We start from the raw sequence: 17,041 nt of genomic DNA on the forward strand, positions 1-17,041 counted from the left end.
GCGGGCCGCGCGGCCCCTCACGCCGCCACCAGCACGTCGGCCAGTTTGCCGGCGACGAACGTCCGTCGCTCGTCGGGGAGGTACGACCCGAACCGGAGGGTGCGGTCGGCCTCGACGACGATCTCCTGCTTGCTGCGGGCGTCGCCGTCGCTGTCCTTCCAGCGCCGGTGCTCGACCGCGACGCGCGTGACGCCGGCCGCGTGGAACCGGCGCGTCCACCCCACGGGGCCGATGCCCGTGAACAGCTCGCCCGCCGCGTCGCGGACGCGCACCTCCACGCGCCCACCCAGGGACATCACGAACGCCCCGAGCATCGCCAGCCCGATCACGATGAACGGCGTCAGGAAGATCCACAGGAAGATGGTCATCCCCAGGCCCATCCCGCTCCCGTTCATCATCGGCGCGGGGAACCAGCCGGGCGGGGTAAAGCCCGCGGCCTTGATCGTCCCCGAGATCGCGAGCAGCACGAACACCGACACGATCCCGTTCCAGAACAGGCTCACCGCCAGCGTGCCGATCGCCCCGCCGACCGAGCGCGTCGACGCCCCCACCACGATCTCGACCCCGTCGTCGGTCGCCCAGCACCCCTCCGGCGGCTCGCCCACCGCCGCCTCGCGCAGCGACTCGCCCTCCGACGCCTCCACCAGGCGGCTGAGGCGGAACACCTTCCCGCACCCGCGGCAGAGCCCGACGCCCTCGGCGATGTTCACGTCCGACACGTCGATGCAAACCCGGCAGGTCGGGCACGTCGCGCCGCTCATGCCTGTTCCATCGGCCCGCGCCGGCAGCGCCTGCGATGCACCCCCCAGGCCGAGCACGCCGCGGGCCCGAGAAATCCGATTTCGCCCGTTCCGTGCGTGTGCCCCGCCCGTTCCGCATGCCCACCACACACCGAACACGGGCGCTTACACAAACTTTGCGCGGCGTTCGCCCGTATCGGCCCATCGCACGGGCACAATGCACGCATGCACACGCCGGCTTGTCCCAACTTCCCGTCCCTGCGCGTCCGTTCCGGGTCTCGCGTACTGGCGATCGCCGCCGCCCTGGGCGTCGGCGCGCCGGCGCTCGCGCAGTCTCCCACGCTCTGGAACTTCGACAACCCGGGCAACCGACTCATGCCGACGTTCGGGCCGGGCACGATCTCGTACCGGGGCACCTCGATCAACGTCACGCAGTTCGGCACCTGCACCGCCTTCGGCATCCCGCTGCTCCCGGGGGGTGATTCCGGCGTGATGCGCGTGCCGGCCTACACCGCCTCGCAGGGCCTGCTCGTCGACCACAACACGCCCGCGAACGGCGCCCACATCGCCGACGGCTGGGTCTCGAACTACACGCTGCTCTTCGACCTGCTCATCCCCGCCTCGTCCTTCGCCGCGCCCCGCTCGCTCTACAACACCAACCTCACGAATGCCAACGACGGCGACGCGTTCATCAACGCCGCGGGCGCCATCGGCCTGGGCTCGGTGTTCTGCGGCCAGCTCCAGCCCGACACCTGGCACCGCGTGGCGGTCGTCGCCGGGGCCGGCTTCGGCGAGGGGTTGTTCTACTTCTACATCGACGGCGCCTTCGTCGGCGCGCTCGGCGGCACGGGCGGGGGCATCGGCTCGCGACACGCCCTGTACGCCAACACCGGCGCCGACCAGGGCTTCATACTCTTCGGCGACGACAACACGCAGACCGGCGTGACCTACGTCTCCAGTTTCATGTACGTGGACGAACGCCTGTCCGAGACGCAGATCGCCGCGCTGGGCCGCCCCACCGCCGCCGGGCTCGGCACGCCCGGAGCGCCGCCCGTCGCGACACCCGGCACCGCCGCGAGCACCGGCGTGATCGCGCACCGCGGCAACTCCGGGCACGCCCCCGAGAACACCCTCGCCAGCGTTGATCAGGCCCTGGACCTCTGCGTCGACGCCATCGAGATCGACGTGCGCCTCTCGGCCGACGGGCAGGTCGTGCTCATGCACGACACAACCCTCGACCGCACGACCGACCAGACCGGCAACGCCAACGCCCGCACCGCCGCCCAGCTCGCGCAGGCCGACGCCGGCGAGTGGTTCAGCCGTGCGTACGACGCCGAGCCCGTGCCCACGCTCGTGCAGGCGCTGCTGCTCGCCAAGCAGAAGGGCGGGCGCCTGTACCTGGACGTCAAGGTCTCGGGCGCCGGGCCGGCGATCAACGCGGCGTTGCAGCAGGCCGGCGTTCCCGCGAGCGACATCTGGCTCTGGGCGTACAACGACGCGAACATCACCGAGTTCTTCCAGACCATCCCCGGCGCCCGCATCGTGTGCGACCAGGTGCCCACCACCCCCGCCGCCATGATCGCGCTGCGCGACCGGGGCGTCGTCGGCTTCGACTACGGCTGGGGCAGCAGCGCCATCAACCCGACGCAGATCGCCCTCGCGCACGCCCACGGCCTGTTCGTCTCGGCCTACACGCTCGACTCGCCCGCGCAGATCCTCGGCGCCATCGCCGCGGGCGTCGACTACTTCGAGACCGACTTCCCCGCCTTCGCCTACTCGCTCATGCAGTCGCGCCCCGCGTGCTGCGCCGCCGACCCCGACTACACCCGCGACGGCAACGTCGACCAGGACGACATCGCCTGCCTCGCCCAGGTCATCGCGGGCGACGCCTCGTGCAGCGACGCCGACCCGGACTTCAACCGCGACGGCAACGCCGACCAGGACGACATCGCCGCGCTCGAGCAGGTCGTCGCCGGCGCGCCCTGCCCATAACGGGCCCGACGCGCCGTACGAGCCCGAAGCGCAGGCGAGGGTTGCTTTCCCTCACTTCTCATATCCACCGAACCCTCGCTCGCGCGTCGGGCTTGTTGATCGGGCTCGTCCAGAGAGCTCGCCTGCCCCGCGTCACTCGTACCGGTACTCGATCGGGGCGTCGACATCCGGGTGCAGGCTCGCGTGCACCGGGCAGGCGTGCCCGATCTTCTCCGCGCGCTCGCGCATGTCGGGCGGCAGGCTCGCGGGCAGCGTCACCACCACCGGCAGCCTCGCGATGCGCCGTGGCGCCGGGGGCGTGCTCATGCCCTTCTCCACCCGGGCCGTGGCGCCGGTGATGTCGATCCCGTGCCGCTCCGCCCACATCGCGATCGTGGTGAGGATGCAGCTCGCCAGCCCGGCGGCGACGAGATCCGTGGGGCTGAACGCGCTCGCGTCGCCCCCGATGTCGCGCGGCGCGTCGGTCCGCAGCGTCGCGCCCTGCGGGTGCGTGAGGTCGCACTTCTTCCCGCCCGAGTACCGCACGTCGATGGTCACCATGCGGGCAGGGTATCGCGCACGTCCGCCCTCACCCCGCCGGGCGTCCGAAACGTGGCGGGCGACCGCCGGTATGCTCCGGTGGGAGGCGCGGCCCGGGCCGCACCGCATGCGCACGTGGTATCACGGGAGCCACCGGATGAGCGAAGAGCCCTCGACGACGTTCTCGCCGCTCGAAGCCGGTGAGCGCCTGTTCCTCATGCAGCACCTGGTCTCGTTCATGGAGATGGCGCAGGCCGCGGACGCGGAGCCGCGCGAGGACGAGCCCGACATCGACACCCCGCAGGTCGCCGACCGCCTGCTGCGGTGGTGGCGTGCGCAGCCCGAGGACGCGCGCCCCGACGCGAACGAACTGGTCTGGGCGGTCGCCACGGGCGTGGGCGAGTACCTGCGCGAGGTGGCCCACCTTGATTGGCGCCTGGTGACGCAGGGCGAGGACGCGTACCTCGCGCTGGTCGCCGACCGGGGCGACACCAACCTGGTGCTGGCGATCGCCGACTCGGTGGCGAAGCGCTTCGACGCGTCCGAGGACGACGCGATCTGCGAGTACCTGAGCGGGCTGGGCGAGCACGTCGAAGGCCTGCTGCGGGGCGAGAACGACCCGCCGCCCGAGCCGCTCGACGCCGGGCTGGAAGCACTCGACGAGGACGACGAGGACGACCGGCCCGCACCCTGACGGCCCGCGCCCCGCGCTACGTCGTGGTGATGTCACGCCGCGACAGCACGACGAGCGCCCCGACCCACAGCACGCCGATCGTGCCCGCGAGGATGCCCATGTCGCGCCAGGGCCACGCCGCCTCCATGAGCATCCGGATCGGTCGGTAGTAGTCGAGCACGCTCAGGAATCGCAGGTGCTTGGTGAACTCGAGCGAGGGATCGAGGGTGTACAGGAAGTTGATGAGCACCGAGAACACGGTGAGGATGATGGTCGCGAGCACCGCGCGGACGCGCCGGTCGCTCACGATCGCGCCGAACATCGCGACCATGCCGATCACGCCGTAGACCAGCGCGAGGTTGCACAGCACCATGAAGAGCCGCCCGAAGTCCGGGCGGTACTGCTCCTCGATGAACCGCGCGCCCGTCCAACTGCCCGCGTACACCGCCCCGAGCAGGACCGCGCCGCTCATCGACCACGCCAGCGTCTCGCTCGCGAAGAGGCGCATCCGCGACACGGGCAGCGCGAGCAGCACGTCCACCGTCCCGCGCTCCACCTCCCCCGCCAGCACCCGCGTGCACACGATGATCGCGTGAGCCGCCAGCAGCGCGATCACGATCGGGTGGCTCCACGCCAGCGAGAACGCGATGTCCGACACCGACGAACTCGTCGAGTCGAAGCCGAACATAGCGTCGCGGAACTGGCGCACCCCCGGCGGGATCCGGCCGCGGCTCATGAACCGCGCCTGCACCCGCGGCAACGCGTACGCCAGCAGCCCCGAGATCGCCCCCGAGATCAGCGCCAGCACCACCGTCGACCAGAAGACCTCGCGCAGCGCCCGACGCACCAGCCCCACGTTGAACGGCCCGATGTTCATGAGCGCGCCTCCGCCACGTCCGGCGCCGCCGCACCCGCGACGCCCGCCTCGTCCTCGTAGTACCGGCGGAAGATGTCCTCGAGGTCCGGGCGCGCGATCCGCACGTCCTCCACCCCCGGGTGAGCGCCCAGGTACGCCAGCAGCACCCCGATCTCGCCCCGCAGCCGCCCACGCCACTCGCGCGCCGTCCGCACATCCAGCGTCAGGAACTCCGGCACCGTCTCGGGCGCCCGCTCACGCCAGTGCACCTGCACCTCGTGGCTCGCCTGCCGGCGCAGTTCCTCCAGCGTGCTGTCGGCCACGATCCGCCCCTGGCGCACGATCGCCACCCGCTCGCACAGGTCCTCCACCTCGCTCAGCGTGTGGCTGCTGAAGAACACCGTGCGCCCCGCCCGGGCCTTGCGGCGGAGGATCTCGCGCAGGCGGTCCTGCATCAGCGGGTCCAGCGCGGTGGTCGGTTCGTCCAGGATCAATACCTGCGGGTCGTGGGCCAGCGCCAGGATCAGGCCCAGCTTCTGGCGCATGCCGCGCGACATCTTCCGCACCGGCACGCGCAGGTCCAGTTCCAGTTCGTCCGCCAGCGCCAGGCCCGCCGCGCGCAGGTCCTTCCCGCGCACGCTGCCGAACAGCGCGAGCGCCGAGTGCCCGTTCAGATAAGGCCACAGGCGCAGGTCGCCGGGAATCGCCCCCACCTCGCGCTTCACGCGCGCCGAATCGCGCCAGCAGTCGAGCCCCAGCACCGTCGCGCGCCCGGACGACGCGCGCAGGAACCCCAGCAGCACGCGGATGGTGGTGGTCTTTCCCGCGCCGTTGGGCCCGAGAAACCCGTACAGCGTCCCCGCGCCGATGGACAGCGTCACGTCGTCCACGCCGCGCCGACGCCCGTAGCGACGCGTCAGGTTGCTGATTTCAATGACTGCACTCATGGCGGGCGCAGCGTAGGAACGCCCACACCACTACCCGCGCGCAGCGCGATTCCGCGCTGGGGGCCGTCCCCGGCGCCGGTGGCCGCCGGTCAGAACTCGAGCCCGTCCTCGCGCGTCAGCGAGTCGCCCGTGGTCAGGGCTTCCGCGGCCATCGCGGGGATCATCAGGATCACGCTCATGAGCATCTGAAAGCGATTGACGATCTTCATTGGTCCGGCTCCCGTCGAACGGCTTCGGGCCCCACGCATCCGGGCCTTCCCTGTGGAACGTGACACCCCGCGCGCCGTCGGCAACCTCGTAGGCGAAAAAATCCGCATAACCCCTCCAGGCCGCGGCAATATCCCGTGTTGTCCGTACCCACACCGAACACGCCCCCCCTCCCGCATGCCGTTGCGGCCGGGGTACCCTCCCGCACCTCATGTCCGATCGCGTGCGGATCACCGATGTTTCTCCCCGGGACGGGCTGCAGAACGAGCCCGGCGTCATCCCCGCGACCGACAAAGCCTCGCTCGTTCGGGCCGTGGTCGCCTCTGGGGTCGACGAGGTCGAGGTTTCCAGTTTCGTCAGCGCCCGGTGGGTGCCCCAGCTCGGCGACGCCGAGGAGGTCTTCGGCCTGCTCGCCGCCGACCCGCCCCACCGCTGCGTGTTCTCGGCGCTGGTGCCCAACGAGCGCGGGCTCGACGCCGCGCTGGCCGTGAACGCGCGCTGCGGGCGCGCGCTCATCGGCAAGGTCGCGGTCTTCACCGCCGCCAGCGAGACCTTCAGCCGGCGGAACACCAACGCGTCGATCGCCGAGACGCTGGACCGATTCGCGCCGGTGATCACGCGCGCCCACGCCGCCGGCGTGCGCGTGCGAGGCTACGTCTCCTGCGTGGTGGCGTGCCCGTTCGAGGGGCCGATCGCGCCCGACGCGGTGGCGCGCGTCGTGGCGCGCCTGCGTGCGCTGGGGGTCGACGAGATCGACCTGGGCGACACCATCGGGGCCGGCACGCCGCAGACCATCGCCGAAGTGCTCGACGCCGTCCGTCCCGCGTGGGGCGACTTCGTGCCGGCGGACGCGCTCGCGCCGCACGGCGCGCCCGCCGGCGCGGGGTACTGCACGCTGCACCTGCACGACACGTTCGGGCAGGCCGCCGCGTGCGTGCGGGCCGCGCTCGATCGGGGCGTGCGCTCCTTCGACGGGTCGGTCGCCGGGCTGGGGGGCTGCCCGTACGCCAGCACGCCCCATCGCCGCGCACCGGGCAACATCGACACGCAGGTGCTCGTGCGCACGCTGCGTGAGCGCGGGTTCTCGACGGACGTGGGCGACGCGGCCCTCGCGCACGCGGCGGCGGTCGCGCGCGATCTCGTCGCGCGAGCGCGCACGGAGACCCCGCCATGATCGACGTCACCCGCGACGGGCGCGTCGCGATCCTGCGCCTCGACCGCCCTTCGAAGCGCAACGCCCTGACGCCCGCGATGCTCCGCGCGCTCGGCGGGCATCTGGCGACCTCGACCTCGGCGGGCGCGATCGTGCTCTCGGGCGTGGGCGATGTGTTCTGCGCGGGGTTCGACCTTGCGCTCGCGCGCGACGACGCGGGCGAACTCGAGGCGCTCCTGCGCACCCTCGACGCCGCCTGCCGCGCCCTGCGCGACATGCCCTGCCCGGTCGTCGCGAGCGCGCACGGGGCGGCGATCGCCGGCGGGTGCGCGCTGCTGTGCGCGTGCGACGTCGTCGTCACCGAGCCGGGCGCGCGCATCGGGTACCCGGCGGTGCGCCTGGGCATCTCGCCCGCCGTCTCCGCGCCGCACCTGGGAGCGGGCATCGGGCGCGGGGCGGCTCGGGCGAGGCTCCTGGACCCCGCGCTCATCGACGGGCGCGAGGCCGCCCGCCTCGGGCTCGCGGCGGAGTGCGTCGACACCCGCGCCGCGTGCGAGCCCCGCGCCATCGAGCTCGCCCACGCGCTCGCCGCGAAGCCGCCCCACGCGCTCGCGTACACCAAGCGCTGGCTGAACGAACTCGAAGGCGCGGCCGACGCCCGCGCGCTCGACGCCTCGCTGTCGTGCGTCGGCACGCCCGAGCAGCAGACGCTGCTCGCGGCGGCGTTCGCACCCCCGACGCCGTAACCTCCCCGCGACCACCCACCATGACCGAACTCGCCACACTGTCGTTCGAGGGTCCGATCGCGACGCTCACCCTCCGCCGCCCGGCGCAGCGCAACGCGCTGTCGATCGACCTGCTCCGCGCGCTCGACGCTCGCCTGGCCGAGGCCGCCGCCCGCGCTGATCTGCGGGTGCTCGTGCTCGCGGGCGAGGGCAAGGCGTTCTGCGCGGGGATGGACCTGAAAGCCGTGCTGCACGACCCCGAGGCGCCCGGGCGCCTGCTGCACACGCTGGCCGATGTCACGCTGCGCCTGCGGGCGCTCCCGCTGGTGACGCTGGCGCATGTGCAGGGCGCCGCGATCGGCGGCGGGTGCGGGCTCGCGTGCGTGTGCGACCTGCTCGCGACGCACGCCGACAGCGTCGTGGGATACCCGGAGGTCGATCTTGGCGTCTGCCCCGCGGTGGTGGCGCCCTGGCTCGTCCGCAAGGTCGGCGCGGGGCGCGCCCGGCGCATCCTGCTGATGGGCGGCACGATGCCCGGCACGCAGGCCCACGCCCTGGGCATGGCCGACCTGCTCGCCCCCGACCGCGACGCGCTCGACGCGCTCGTGAAAGACACCGCCGCCCGCCTCGCGCTCGGCGGGCCCGCCGCCGTGCGCGCCACCAAGGACCTGCTCAACCACCTCGACGGTTCGCTCGACGCCGACCTGGTTCGCCGCGGCGCCGACCTCTCGGCCCGCGTGGTGGCCCTCCCCGAAACCCAGGCAGTTCTCCGCGCCCGGTTCGCGGCCTCGTCGTAGCCGGGCCCCTCTGGAACCAGCACATGTTCGACAACGTGCGCATGCTCGGGGCCATCTCGGGCCTCATGAAGAACAAAGAGAAGATCGCCGAAGCGACGCAGCGCGTGCGCGCGACGCTCGAGGCCGCCCGCCTCACGGGCGAGGCCGGCGCCGGCGCCGCCCGCGCCGAGGTCACGGGCACGATGCGCGTGCTGCGCGTGGAGCTGAGCCCCGCGCTGGTGCAGGGGATGGCCGCCGACGAGAAGACCCGCGCGCTCGCGTCCTCGCTCGTCGCCGACGCCGTCAACGACGCGATCCGCAAGGCCCAGGAGCGCATGCGCGCCGAGATCGACGCCGAGGCCAAGGCCCTGGGGCTCGAAGGCCTGCTCGGCGGGCAGCTCGGCGACATGCTCGGGGGGAAGGCGCCCTGAGCGCGGCCGACGCCATCCGCGTGCTCGCTCTCGCCTCGCCCGTGCGCGTGCGCATCGCGCGCGATGTTCCCACGGCGCCCAGCCGCGCCGACGACGAGCAGCGCGAATGGGACCGCCACCGCGCCGCGAACCCCGCGCTCTTCGACGGGCCCATTCTCTCGGTGGTCTCCATCGACGCCGACACCGGCGAGATCCTCGTGCGCCGCGAGTCGTACCGCCGCCTGGTCGTGCAGCCCCGCGTCGCGACGGGCGTGCGCCTCCTCGCCGTCACCGGGCTCCTCACCGCGCACGACGACGCCGGCGCGCCCCACGTCCTCCTCGGCCGGCGGGCCGAATCGACCCGCGCCTACCCGGGCATGTGGGAGATCGGCCCATCAGGCGGCGTCGGCGTGCCCCCGGCCAGCGTCGAGGAACTGCTCGCCGAGCACCTCACGTCGTACCTCGCCGACGAAGCGTCCGAAGAAGTCGGCCTCGACATCGAGCACGCCCGCGCCGTCGCCATCGTGCGCGACGAGCACGCCCGCAGCGACGACATCGTCCTCGCGGCCGACATGGGCCCGCTCAGCGACATCGCCCCCCGCACGCGCTGCGCCTCGTGGGAATACACGCAGCTCCGCTGGATCGCCCGGCGCGATGTCCCCGCGTTCGTCCGCGATGAGCGCGATGCCATCATCCCCCCCACGCTCGCGCTGCTCGATCACCTCGGCTGGAGCGCGCCCGGCGACTGAGCGCCGTCAGCCCGGCCGCCCGGCGTCGCCCCGGTCCGCGTGCGGGTCCGCGCCGGCGGCGTCCTGCCGGCGCGCGTCGGGCACGATGACCTCCTCGATGGTCGTGCGGCGCAGGATCACCTTCTTGCCCGAGGTCGTGCTCGCCTCGCGCTCTTCCACGCGGCGCTTGGTCACGGTGCGCGTCGGGTCGGCCTTGACGCCCTTCCAGATCTCGCCGACGAACTCGCCCAGGGAGCGCAGCAGGGGCTTGCGCGGCTCGCGGGTCATCCCGGCCCCTTCGGCGCCCCGGTGGGGTTCGCCTCGTGCCGCTTGTGGATGAGCATCTCTCGCGCCCGCTCGAGCGCGTCGTACGCCCGCACGGCCGCGGCCTCGTCGCCCGCGGTCTGGGCCGCCTCCGCCGCTTTCTCTCGCTCCTTCACCAGCGTCGTGAGCTGCGGGATCGACATGGCCTCCAGCGCCCCCAGGTCGGCGTGGATCTCGTCGCGCAGCGCGATCTGCTCGGGCGTCAGTTCGAACCGCACCGGACCCCCGGACGACAGGTTCGACACGATGAGCCACAACGCCACCGGCAGCACCACGAGCGCCAGCCCCCCCGCCACCTTCGTCCGCAGCGGCGCCTCGCGCACCTGCTCCGGAAGCCGGTCGTTCAGGCGCCGCCCCCACTCGGGCAGGTCCCGGAATGTGTCCTGCAACGCCATCGTGCGCTCCCGCGAATGCACCCCGTGCGCTCGTCGCTAGTGCCCGGCGTGCGCCCCGCCACGGCGCGCCGCCTCGATCAACTCCACCACGCGCTGGGGCGTCAGTCGCTCGTGCAGCGTCTCGTCGATCAGCGCCACCGGGGCCGTGTCGCACGACCCCAGGCACTCGAGCTCGACCAGCGTGAACATCCCGTCGTCGGTCGTCTCGCCCACGTCGATGCCCAGCGCGCCTTTCACCGCGTTGGTGATCGCCTCGTGCCCGCAGAACTCGCACGCGATGGAGCGGCAGATCGCCACGACGTGCGTGCCCCGGGGGCGCAGCCAGTATTCCTCGTAGAAGCTCGCGGTGTCGATCACCTGCGACGGCGCGAGCGAGAGGAACGCCGCCACCTCCATCATCGCCTGGTGCGGGATCCACCCGTGCTCGTGCTGGATCATGTGCAGCGCGGGCAGGAGAGCGCCCTGCGCGTGCTCGTACCGCGGCAGGACGCGCGTGCGCAGGTCGTTCTTCATCGCGTCCGTCAGGTACGCCTCGTCGCGACGTTCGATCCGCGCCGTGCCCGAGTTCTTGGTGATCCACGCCATGCGTCAGGTCGCTCCGGGGTCGGCGTGAGTCTAGGAACGCCCCGGCCCGGGGCGTCTACTCCGGGGTGTTCCGCAGGCGCAGCCCGTCCCCGGCGATCTCGATCTGCCCTTCGATCACGCGCAGCTCCACCGTGCGGGAGGGCTCGTCGATGGTCCAGCGCGCGGTGCCGCCCTCGCGGGGGCCGTCCGTCCAGGCCTCTACGACGGCGCCGGACCGGAGTGTCACCTCCCGGGTTGCACCGGGGGCCAGCACGACCTCGCCGCTCCCAACATCCACATGCACCGGACGGTCGCCGGTGTTGCACAGTGTGACAGCGCCCGCGCGCACGGCGTGCCCGTACTTGGTGTAGAGCACATACCCCGTCGCGCCCACGAGCACGAGCAGGAGGGCCGCCGAGATCGCCGTCCGCGCCGGATTCGCCGCCATGGGGCGGAGTGTACCCGCGGGCTCAGGCCGCGGTGTACTGCCCGCGCGAGACCTTCTTGAACAGGTCCTTGTGCTTCAGGAGGCACGCGTTGACGATGGTGCGGAAGTTCTCGGCGTTGGTTTTGTAGCCGGCCTTGACGACGGCGTCGGCCACCTCGGTGACGCCCATCTGCTTGCCCTTCAGCACCGCGGCGAGCGCCGACGCCAGCGTGCCGGAGTTGTCGCGCCGCGTGGCGCCCTGCGAGCCACGACCACGCCCGGACCCCGTGGACTCCCCAAGTTCGCGGAGCTGCGCGTTGAGCTTCTCCACGCGGGCCATGAGCCGGTCGCGCTCGCGACGCACGTCCGCCGCGCGCCCGCGCCGACGCTCGAGTTCCTTCATCAGCTGCGCAGCCGACACACCGCTCAGACCCGAGCTCGCACGTTTCGCCATTACCAAAGCTCCTTATGAAGATCCATCAACAGGCGGCCATCGCCGCCATAAACCCGACGCACAAAGTCGAGCGAGACTCGGCAGAAGTCCCTCGCGATCGCGGGAGAAGCGAGTCCTAACAGCACTATGGACAGAGTTGTCGGAAAAGTCAATCTCCGGAGCGCTCCAATTTCACGATCACACCGCGCGATGCATTGCGGCGCATCGTCATCCATCGCCCCGTGTCAACTCCCCTGCTCGCGTGTCAACCGCCCGTTGTTATTCCCAGCCTTGACATGAGTGCGTCAAAGTGATCCAACCCGTAGAACTCGAGTGTCACCCGCCCCCGCTTCCCGCCGCGATCCGTCGAGATCACGACCTTGGTTCCCAGTTGTTGACCGATCCGGCGCTGCAAGTCGGACAGCACGGCGAGGCGCGCGTCATCCCTGCCTGACACACCCCGACCCGTTCCCTCGCGCGGCGGAACCCGCCCCGCCTGGATCAGACGCTCCAGCGCGCGCACGCTCATCTCCTCGCGGGCCGCCCGCCCCGCGAGCACCGCCCGCAGCGCCCGGTCCCCCACCGCCAGCAGCGCGCGCGCGTGCCCGGCGCTCAGCGTCCCCGCCGACACCAGTGTCGCGATCTCCGGCTCCAGTTCCGTGAGCCGGATCAGGTTCGCAACAGTCGGGCGCTCCAGCCCCACGCGCTCGGCCAGCTGCGCGTGCGACAGCTCGAACCGCTCGGACAACGATCGCAACGCCCAGGCCCGCTCCATCGGGTTCAGGTCCTCGCGCTGCACATTCTCCACCAGCGCCTGCTCGGCCGCCTGCTCGTCGCTCAGGTCGCGCACCAGCGCCGGCAGCGTCGAAAGCCCCGCGATCTGTGCCGCCCGCCAACGCCGCTCTCCCGCGATCAACTCGTACCGCGTGCCGTCCGCCCCGCGCCGAGGCCGCACCAGCACCGGTTGCAACACGCCCGACCGCCGGATCGATTCCGCGAGTCGTGCCAGCGCGCCGTCGTCCATCACACGCCGCGGCTGGAACGGCGACGGCGACACCTCCCCCACCGCGATTGACTGAAGGTCCGATAATGCAGCGTCTTCATCCCCGGAACGGGCGATTGAGCCCGTATTTGCCGCAGTATGCGTTGGGTTGGTGGGGATTGGCGCGCTCGCGCGGGCCGCGGCTTCACCGGGCGCTGGCTCTCGCCGCGCGGGGCCCGCGGGCACCTCGACGGGCACGTGTACATGCAACAGGCTGGTCAACCCGCGTCCGAGCCGGCGCGGCTTGGCCGCGTCCGTTCCGCTTGCGCTCGCGTCCATGCGAATCTCCTTGGTAGAGTCATCATTCAAGCACCGCTGTCATCACGTGGAACCGACAACCATGCCGTCAGAATCGCTCGACATCGAAGTCATCGCGCGGGGCGTGCTCCTCGCGGGCGACTACGTACTCCTGTGCCGCTCCGTCCCGGGCGGCTACCGGTACCTCCCCGGCGGGCACGTCGAGTTCGGCGAGGCCGCGCACGCCGCGCTCGCGCGTGAGTTCGCGGAGGAGTCGGACCTGCCGGTGCGCGTGGGTCGGTGCGTGCACGTGGATGAACATGTCTTTCGGCAGAAGAGCCGCCTCCGCCACGAAATCAACGTGACGTTCCACGTGGAACAGGCCACGCCGGGCGCAGGCGCCGGTGCCGAAGTGGCGGGGCAGAACACGGCGGCCCCGGCGCCGGTCGCGAGTCGCGAGCCGGACATCGCGTTCGACTGGGTCTCGGTGCGCGAGCTCGACAGCGCGGACCTGCGCCCCACCGCCGCGGCCGAGATCATCCGGCGCGTGCACGGGTTCCCGCACGACCCGTTCGCGCGATGGTCGTCCGCCGTCGAGTAGCGTTCCACGTGGAACACGACGCGTGCCGCGCTCCGACGCGCGGGCGGAGGTCGGTTCTGTTCCACGTGGAACGTGTGCCGCGGAGCGGCGGCGGCGAGCCGCGATTGTCCATGCGCCGCGGGAACCACGCCGCGGCGTGCGCGCTGCCAGACCGATCACTCGCCCGCGTGGGCCGGCAGCAGCACCGTGTCTTCGGGCGCGAGCGTCACGAACACGTGCGAGCCGGGCGCGTCGAACGGCAGCGACGCCGGGGGATTCAGCACCGCGGCACGAATCACCTGGCCGCTCACGAGTTGCACCGAGTACTGCGCTGTGTCGCCCAGGTAGATTCGTTCTCGGACCTTGCCCTCAAGTCCTGGTCCGTCCGGCGCGAGGCGGACACCTTCGGGCCGGACCGAGACGAGCGCCGCCGACCCGGCCGCGGGGGGCGCGTCCGGGCTCACGGCCTCCACCACCCCGGCCGCGGTGCGCACGCGGACATGCACTCCGCCCGCAGAGGAGTGGGGGAGCGCCTGCACCTCGACCGCCCCTTCCAGAATATTTGTTTCACCAAGGAATTCAGCGACGAACCGCGTTCGCGGCCTGCGGTACAGGGCCGCCGGCGAACCCGCCTGTACCACCTTCCCCGCCGCCATCACCGCGACCCGGTCGGCCATGCTCAGCGCCTCCTTCTGGTCATGGGTGACGTAGACCGTGGTTATCCCTGAGTCCTTGCAGACGCGGCGGATTTCGGAGCGCAGTTCGAGGCGGAGTTTGGCGTCGAGGTTCGACAGCGGCTCGTCGAGCAGCAGCACGCTGGGGCGGATGACCATGGCGCGGGCGAGCGCGACGCGCTGCTGCTGCCCGCCGCTGAGCTGCGTCGGGCGCCGGGCGGCGAGATGGTCCATGCGGACGGCGGTGAGCGCTTCGCCGACGCGCCGCTCGCGCTCGTCGCGCGGGAGGCCCCGCACCTCGAGCCCGAAGGCGACGTTCTGCGCGACCGTCATGTGCGGCCACAGCGCGTACGACTGGAACACCATGCCCGTGTTGCGCTTCTCGGGCGCCAGGTGCGTGACGTCGCGCGTGCCCGACGGCTCGCGGAAGTGGATCGAGCCGCCGGTGGGCTCGATGAACCCGGCGATCATGCGCAGCAGCGTGGTCTTGCCGCAGCCCGAGGGCCCGAGCAGGAAGAAGAGCTCGCCCGGCTCGATGGTGAGCGACACGCCGTCGACCGCGGCGGTGGGGCGGCCTCCGTCCACGGACGGGAAGACCTTCGTCAGCGCCTGGATGTCGATCGCGGTGGACACGGGCACGGAGCGTAGCAGACAGGGGGCGTTCGATCAGGAGTCGTGCAGCGACATCATGAACGCGATGGCACCAGCGGACGGCGAAGGTGCGTCTGCGACCGCACGAAAGCCGCACGCGAGGTGGGCGGGCACGCTGATCTCTGCGAACTCTGGCGCGGTATCGCTGGCGAACTCGCGAAGCCCGCGTTGGACGGCCCATCGCCGCGCGCCATCGACCAGCGCTCGGCCGACGCCACCGACGCGGGATTCGGGGCGGACATACCAGCCTTCGAGATACGCGACGGGAGACGTTCGGCAGCCAGCCGCGGCCTCGCGGACCGAGACCTCGGCGAAGCCAATCGCCCGAGCCGGTTCGTCGACGACGGCGATGAGCACAATGTGAGGTATGTTGTCGATGGTTCCATCGACGAAGTACCGCTCGATCTCGCTCGCGTGCGTGCTGGCTTCGTCGGGCCACAGCGCGGCACGGAGCTCGAGCCATTGCTCAAGATCGTCGGGCTGTGCGGGCCGAACAAGCACGATCTCGATTCCTCGCTGTGCGGTGCGATTCGACGCGTCCCGCATCATGGCCGGGCGGCGCAGCGCTTGTCCTGGTGGACGCTGCCCGCGACGGGCTCGATGGGCGTCAACCTCGCGGAGTTTTCGTCTGCGGCCGGGTGGTGGTCGCGCTCATGTGACGGCAACCGCCAACCGGGCGCCGCGCCTACTTCGGCGCCGCGATGGACGCCTCGAAGGTGGGGCGGCCGCCCATGATCTTGAGGACGACGGCGTCCTTGGTGGCGTTGCGTGCGGGGTCGATGGAGATATTGCCGGTGACGCCCGGGAAGTTCTTGGTGGCGTTGATGGCGTCGGCGAGGTCCTTGCCGTGGAGGGAGGGCGCGCGGTCCATGGCGTCGAAGAGCAGGCGGGCGGCGTCGTAGCCGAGGGCGGCGAGGCCGTCGGGAACCTTCGCGTACGTCTCCTGGTACTTCTTGACGAAGGCCTGGACTTCGGGGCGGGTGTCTTCGTGCGAGTAGTGGTTGGAGAAGTACGAGCCGTCGAGCGCGTCGCCGGCGTTCTTGAGTTCCTCGCTGTCCCAGCCGTCGCCGCCGATGAGCGGGACGTTGAGCCCGAGGCGGCGGGCCTGGCGGGCGATGTTGACGACCTCGGTGTAGTAGCCGGGGACGTAGATGAAGTCGGGGTTCTTGGCGCGGATGGCGGTGAGCTGGGCGGAGAAGTCGTTGTCGCCGTCGCCGTAGGCCTGCTCGATGACGACCTCGCCCCCCATCGACGCGAAGGACTCCTTGAAGTTGCGGTTGAGCCCGGCGGAGTAGGCCTGGGCGCGGTTGTAGAGCGTGGCGGCCTTGGAGAGCTTCAGGTTCTCGCGCGCGAACTTGGCGCCGACGTACCCCTGGAAGGGATCGATGAAGCACACGCGCGAGATCATGTCGCCGACGCTGGTGACGTCGGGGTTCGTGCTGCTGGGGGTGATCATCGGGACGCCGAACTGCTGGGCCTTGGGGGCGCCCGCGAGCGAGCGCGACGAGGCCACCTCGCCGATCAGCGCGACCACCTTGTCCTGCTGGATCAGCCGGGTCACCACGGTGGTGGTTTCCTGCTGCTTGCCCTGGTTGTCGTAAGTGATGAGTTCGACCTGGCGGCCCTTGACGCCCCCGTCGGCGTTGCGTTCGGCGATCGCGAGCTGGATGCCGTTGTCGGTCGAGACGCCGAAGGTGGCCTCCGAGCCGGTCATGCTGGCGAAGTGCCCGATCTTGATGGGCCCGGAGCCGGTGTCGTGGGTGTTGCCGGCGCCCTTGGTGGTGGCGCCGCCCGAGCCGCCCGCGGCCGGACCGGGGTTGGAGTCGGTCGCGCCCGCGGCGCCGCTCGAAGAGGTGTTCGTCGTCTCGCCGCCCTTCTTGTCCTCGCACCCAACGCCGAAGGCGACGAACGCGAGCATGGCGCAGAGGGTGAGGAGCGAGAGGAAACCGGAGCGGAGAATGGTGGGGGGGGTGCGGGTCATGGTCGTC

The 17,041-nt window shown here is 71.6% G+C and carries 21 protein-coding genes; 8 read left to right on the plus strand and 13 right to left on the minus strand.

Features of this window, described 5'->3' with window-relative positions:
* Positions 1-17: 17 nt before the first annotated feature.
* Positions 18-761: a hypothetical protein gene (locus SFY69_08955; protein MDX2132168.1), complete on the minus strand. Its 744-nt coding sequence runs from the start codon at positions 759-761 to the stop codon at positions 18-20.
* 204 nt (positions 762-965) lie between these two features.
* On the opposite strand from SFY69_08955, the gene SFY69_08960 reads away from it, so the two are divergent.
* Positions 966-2,732, plus strand: a complete 1,767-nt coding sequence (locus SFY69_08960; GenBank protein MDX2132169.1) for a glycerophosphodiester phosphodiesterase family protein — start codon at positions 966-968, stop codon at positions 2,730-2,732.
* A 132-nt stretch (positions 2,733-2,864) separates the two neighbouring features.
* Here SFY69_08960 and SFY69_08965 read toward each other — a convergent pair whose 3' ends face one another.
* Positions 2,865-3,272, minus strand: coding sequence for an OsmC family protein (locus SFY69_08965; GenBank protein MDX2132170.1), 408 nt, complete (start codon positions 3,270-3,272; stop codon positions 2,865-2,867).
* A gap of 136 nt (positions 3,273-3,408) precedes the next feature.
* On the opposite strand from SFY69_08965, the gene SFY69_08970 reads away from it, so the two are divergent.
* Entirely contained in the window at positions 3,409-3,945 is a 537-nt protein-coding gene (locus tag SFY69_08970) for a hypothetical protein (GenBank protein ID MDX2132171.1), read from the plus strand.
* A 16-nt stretch (positions 3,946-3,961) separates the two neighbouring features.
* On the opposite strand, the gene SFY69_08975 is transcribed toward SFY69_08970, so the two are convergent.
* Positions 3,962-4,801 (minus strand): ABC transporter permease subunit, encoded by an 840-nt coding sequence (locus SFY69_08975; GenBank protein MDX2132172.1) that lies wholly within the window; start codon positions 4,799-4,801, stop codon positions 3,962-3,964.
* Positions 4,798-5,727 (minus strand): ABC transporter ATP-binding protein, encoded by a 930-nt coding sequence (locus tag SFY69_08980; protein ID MDX2132173.1) that lies wholly within the window; start codon positions 5,725-5,727, stop codon positions 4,798-4,800. The genes SFY69_08975 and SFY69_08980 overlap by 4 nt, the downstream gene beginning before the upstream one ends.
* A gap of 418 nt (positions 5,728-6,145) precedes the next feature.
* On the opposite strand from SFY69_08980, the gene SFY69_08985 reads away from it, so the two are divergent.
* Genes SFY69_08985 through SFY69_09005 form a run of 5 tightly spaced genes read left to right on the plus strand, consistent with a single transcriptional unit; the run spans position 6,146 to position 9,747 of the window.
* Positions 6,146-7,108 carry a hydroxymethylglutaryl-CoA lyase gene (locus SFY69_08985; GenBank protein ID MDX2132174.1) on the plus strand — a complete coding sequence of 321 codons (963 nt, stop codon included), beginning with the start codon at positions 6,146-6,148 and terminating at the stop codon, positions 7,106-7,108.
* Positions 7,105-7,833, plus strand: coding sequence for an enoyl-CoA hydratase/isomerase family protein (locus SFY69_08990; GenBank protein ID MDX2132175.1), 729 nt, complete (start codon positions 7,105-7,107; stop codon positions 7,831-7,833). The genes SFY69_08985 and SFY69_08990 overlap by 4 nt, the downstream gene beginning before the upstream one ends.
* 20 nt (positions 7,834-7,853) lie before the next feature.
* Positions 7,854-8,609, plus strand: a complete 756-nt coding sequence (locus SFY69_08995) for an enoyl-CoA hydratase/isomerase family protein (GenBank protein ID MDX2132176.1) — start codon at positions 7,854-7,856, stop codon at positions 8,607-8,609.
* 23 nt (positions 8,610-8,632) lie between these two features.
* A complete protein-coding gene (locus SFY69_09000; GenBank protein MDX2132177.1) occupies positions 8,633-9,019 on the plus strand; it encodes a YbaB/EbfC family nucleoid-associated protein in 387 nt (128 codons plus the stop codon).
* Positions 9,020-9,039: 20 nt separating this feature from the next.
* Entirely contained in the window at positions 9,040-9,747 is a 708-nt protein-coding gene (locus tag SFY69_09005; GenBank protein MDX2132178.1) for a hypothetical protein, read from the plus strand.
* Between the two features lie 6 nt (positions 9,748-9,753).
* Here SFY69_09005 and SFY69_09010 read toward each other — a convergent pair whose 3' ends face one another.
* The 6 genes from SFY69_09010 to SFY69_09035 form a co-directional block, all read right to left on the minus strand.
* Positions 9,754-10,014 carry a hypothetical protein gene (locus SFY69_09010; protein ID MDX2132179.1) on the minus strand — a complete coding sequence of 87 codons (261 nt, stop codon included), beginning with the start codon at positions 10,012-10,014 and terminating at the stop codon, positions 9,754-9,756.
* Positions 10,011-10,445 (minus strand): hypothetical protein, encoded by a 435-nt coding sequence (locus SFY69_09015; GenBank protein MDX2132180.1) that lies wholly within the window; start codon positions 10,443-10,445, stop codon positions 10,011-10,013. The genes SFY69_09010 and SFY69_09015 overlap by 4 nt, the downstream gene beginning before the upstream one ends.
* Positions 10,446-10,481: 36 nt before the next feature.
* Complete coding sequence (gene nuoE / locus SFY69_09020; GenBank protein ID MDX2132181.1) at positions 10,482-11,030, minus strand: NADH-quinone oxidoreductase subunit NuoE; 549 nt, start codon at positions 11,028-11,030, stop codon at positions 10,482-10,484.
* A 55-nt stretch (positions 11,031-11,085) separates the two neighbouring features.
* Positions 11,086-11,457: a hypothetical protein gene (locus SFY69_09025; protein MDX2132182.1), complete on the minus strand. Its 372-nt coding sequence runs from the start codon at positions 11,455-11,457 to the stop codon at positions 11,086-11,088.
* A gap of 22 nt (positions 11,458-11,479) precedes the next feature.
* Positions 11,480-11,890, minus strand: a complete 411-nt coding sequence (locus tag SFY69_09030) for a hypothetical protein (GenBank protein ID MDX2132183.1) — start codon at positions 11,888-11,890, stop codon at positions 11,480-11,482.
* 244 nt (positions 11,891-12,134) lie between these two features.
* On the minus strand, positions 12,135-13,190 hold the full coding sequence (locus SFY69_09035; protein ID MDX2132184.1) for a ParB/RepB/Spo0J family partition protein: 1,056 nt from the start codon (positions 13,188-13,190) through the stop codon (positions 12,135-12,137).
* Positions 13,191-13,251: 61 nt separating this feature from the next.
* Here SFY69_09035 and SFY69_09040 point away from each other — a divergent pair, with 61 nt between their 5' ends.
* On the plus strand, positions 13,252-13,749 hold the full coding sequence (locus SFY69_09040; GenBank protein MDX2132185.1) for an NUDIX domain-containing protein: 498 nt from the start codon (positions 13,252-13,254) through the stop codon (positions 13,747-13,749).
* Between the two features lie 155 nt (positions 13,750-13,904).
* On the opposite strand, the gene SFY69_09045 is transcribed toward SFY69_09040, so the two are convergent.
* The 3 genes from SFY69_09045 to SFY69_09055 all read right to left on the minus strand — a co-directional run bounded on the left by SFY69_09045 (position 13,905) and on the right by SFY69_09055 (position 17,034).
* Complete coding sequence (locus SFY69_09045; GenBank protein MDX2132186.1) at positions 13,905-15,008, minus strand: ABC transporter ATP-binding protein; 1,104 nt, start codon at positions 15,006-15,008, stop codon at positions 13,905-13,907.
* 60 nt (positions 15,009-15,068) lie between these two features.
* Positions 15,069-15,602, minus strand: coding sequence for a GNAT family N-acetyltransferase (locus tag SFY69_09050; GenBank protein MDX2132187.1), 534 nt, complete (start codon positions 15,600-15,602; stop codon positions 15,069-15,071).
* 136 nt (positions 15,603-15,738) lie between these two features.
* Entirely contained in the window at positions 15,739-17,034 is a 1,296-nt protein-coding gene (locus SFY69_09055; protein MDX2132188.1) for an ABC transporter substrate-binding protein, read from the minus strand.
* Positions 17,035-17,041: the final 7 nt, after the last annotated feature.

The organism is Planctomycetota bacterium, assembly GCA_033763975.1.
Lineage (GTDB): Bacteria > Planctomycetota > Phycisphaerae > Phycisphaerales > UBA1924 > RI-211.

What these genes read in the sequence shown, in the direction of transcription:
- SFY69_08990 (MDX2132175.1), top strand. Translation starts at nt 7,105, where the DNA reads ATGATCGACGTCACCCGCGACGGGCGCGTCGCGATCCTGCGCCTCGAC.
- SFY69_08975 (MDX2132172.1), bottom strand. Translation starts at nt 4,801, where the DNA reads ATGAACATCGGGCCGTTCAACGTGGGGCTGGTGCGTCGGGCGCTGCGC.
- SFY69_09050 (MDX2132187.1), bottom strand. Translation starts at nt 15,602, where the DNA reads ATGATGCGGGACGCGTCGAATCGCACCGCACAGCGAGGAATCGAGATC.
- SFY69_08995 (MDX2132176.1), top strand. Translation starts at nt 7,854, where the DNA reads ATGACCGAACTCGCCACACTGTCGTTCGAGGGTCCGATCGCGACGCTC.
- SFY69_08960 (MDX2132169.1), top strand. Translation starts at nt 966, where the DNA reads ATGCACACGCCGGCTTGTCCCAACTTCCCGTCCCTGCGCGTCCGTTCC.
- SFY69_09000 (MDX2132177.1), top strand. Translation starts at nt 8,633, where the DNA reads ATGTTCGACAACGTGCGCATGCTCGGGGCCATCTCGGGCCTCATGAAG.
- SFY69_08965 (MDX2132170.1), bottom strand. Translation starts at nt 3,272, where the DNA reads ATGGTGACCATCGACGTGCGGTACTCGGGCGGGAAGAAGTGCGACCTC.
- SFY69_09055 (MDX2132188.1), bottom strand. Translation starts at nt 17,034, where the DNA reads ATGACCCGCACCCCCCCCACCATTCTCCGCTCCGGTTTCCTCTCGCTC.
- SFY69_08985 (MDX2132174.1), top strand. Translation starts at nt 6,146, where the DNA reads ATGTCCGATCGCGTGCGGATCACCGATGTTTCTCCCCGGGACGGGCTG.
- SFY69_09015 (MDX2132180.1), bottom strand. Translation starts at nt 10,445, where the DNA reads ATGGCGTTGCAGGACACATTCCGGGACCTGCCCGAGTGGGGGCGGCGC.
- SFY69_09025 (MDX2132182.1), bottom strand. Translation starts at nt 11,457, where the DNA reads ATGGCGGCGAATCCGGCGCGGACGGCGATCTCGGCGGCCCTCCTGCTC.
- SFY69_08980 (MDX2132173.1), bottom strand. Translation starts at nt 5,727, where the DNA reads ATGAGTGCAGTCATTGAAATCAGCAACCTGACGCGTCGCTACGGGCGT.
- SFY69_09010 (MDX2132179.1), bottom strand. Translation starts at nt 10,014, where the DNA reads ATGACCCGCGAGCCGCGCAAGCCCCTGCTGCGCTCCCTGGGCGAGTTC.
- nuoE (MDX2132181.1), bottom strand. Translation starts at nt 11,030, where the DNA reads ATGGCGTGGATCACCAAGAACTCGGGCACGGCGCGGATCGAACGTCGC.
- SFY69_09040 (MDX2132185.1), top strand. Translation starts at nt 13,252, where the DNA reads ATGCCGTCAGAATCGCTCGACATCGAAGTCATCGCGCGGGGCGTGCTC.
- SFY69_08970 (MDX2132171.1), top strand. Translation starts at nt 3,409, where the DNA reads ATGAGCGAAGAGCCCTCGACGACGTTCTCGCCGCTCGAAGCCGGTGAG.
- SFY69_08955 (MDX2132168.1), bottom strand. Translation starts at nt 761, where the DNA reads ATGAGCGGCGCGACGTGCCCGACCTGCCGGGTTTGCATCGACGTGTCG.
- SFY69_09030 (MDX2132183.1), bottom strand. Translation starts at nt 11,890, where the DNA reads ATGGCGAAACGTGCGAGCTCGGGTCTGAGCGGTGTGTCGGCTGCGCAG.
- SFY69_09035 (MDX2132184.1), bottom strand. Translation starts at nt 13,190, where the DNA reads ATGGACGCGAGCGCAAGCGGAACGGACGCGGCCAAGCCGCGCCGGCTC.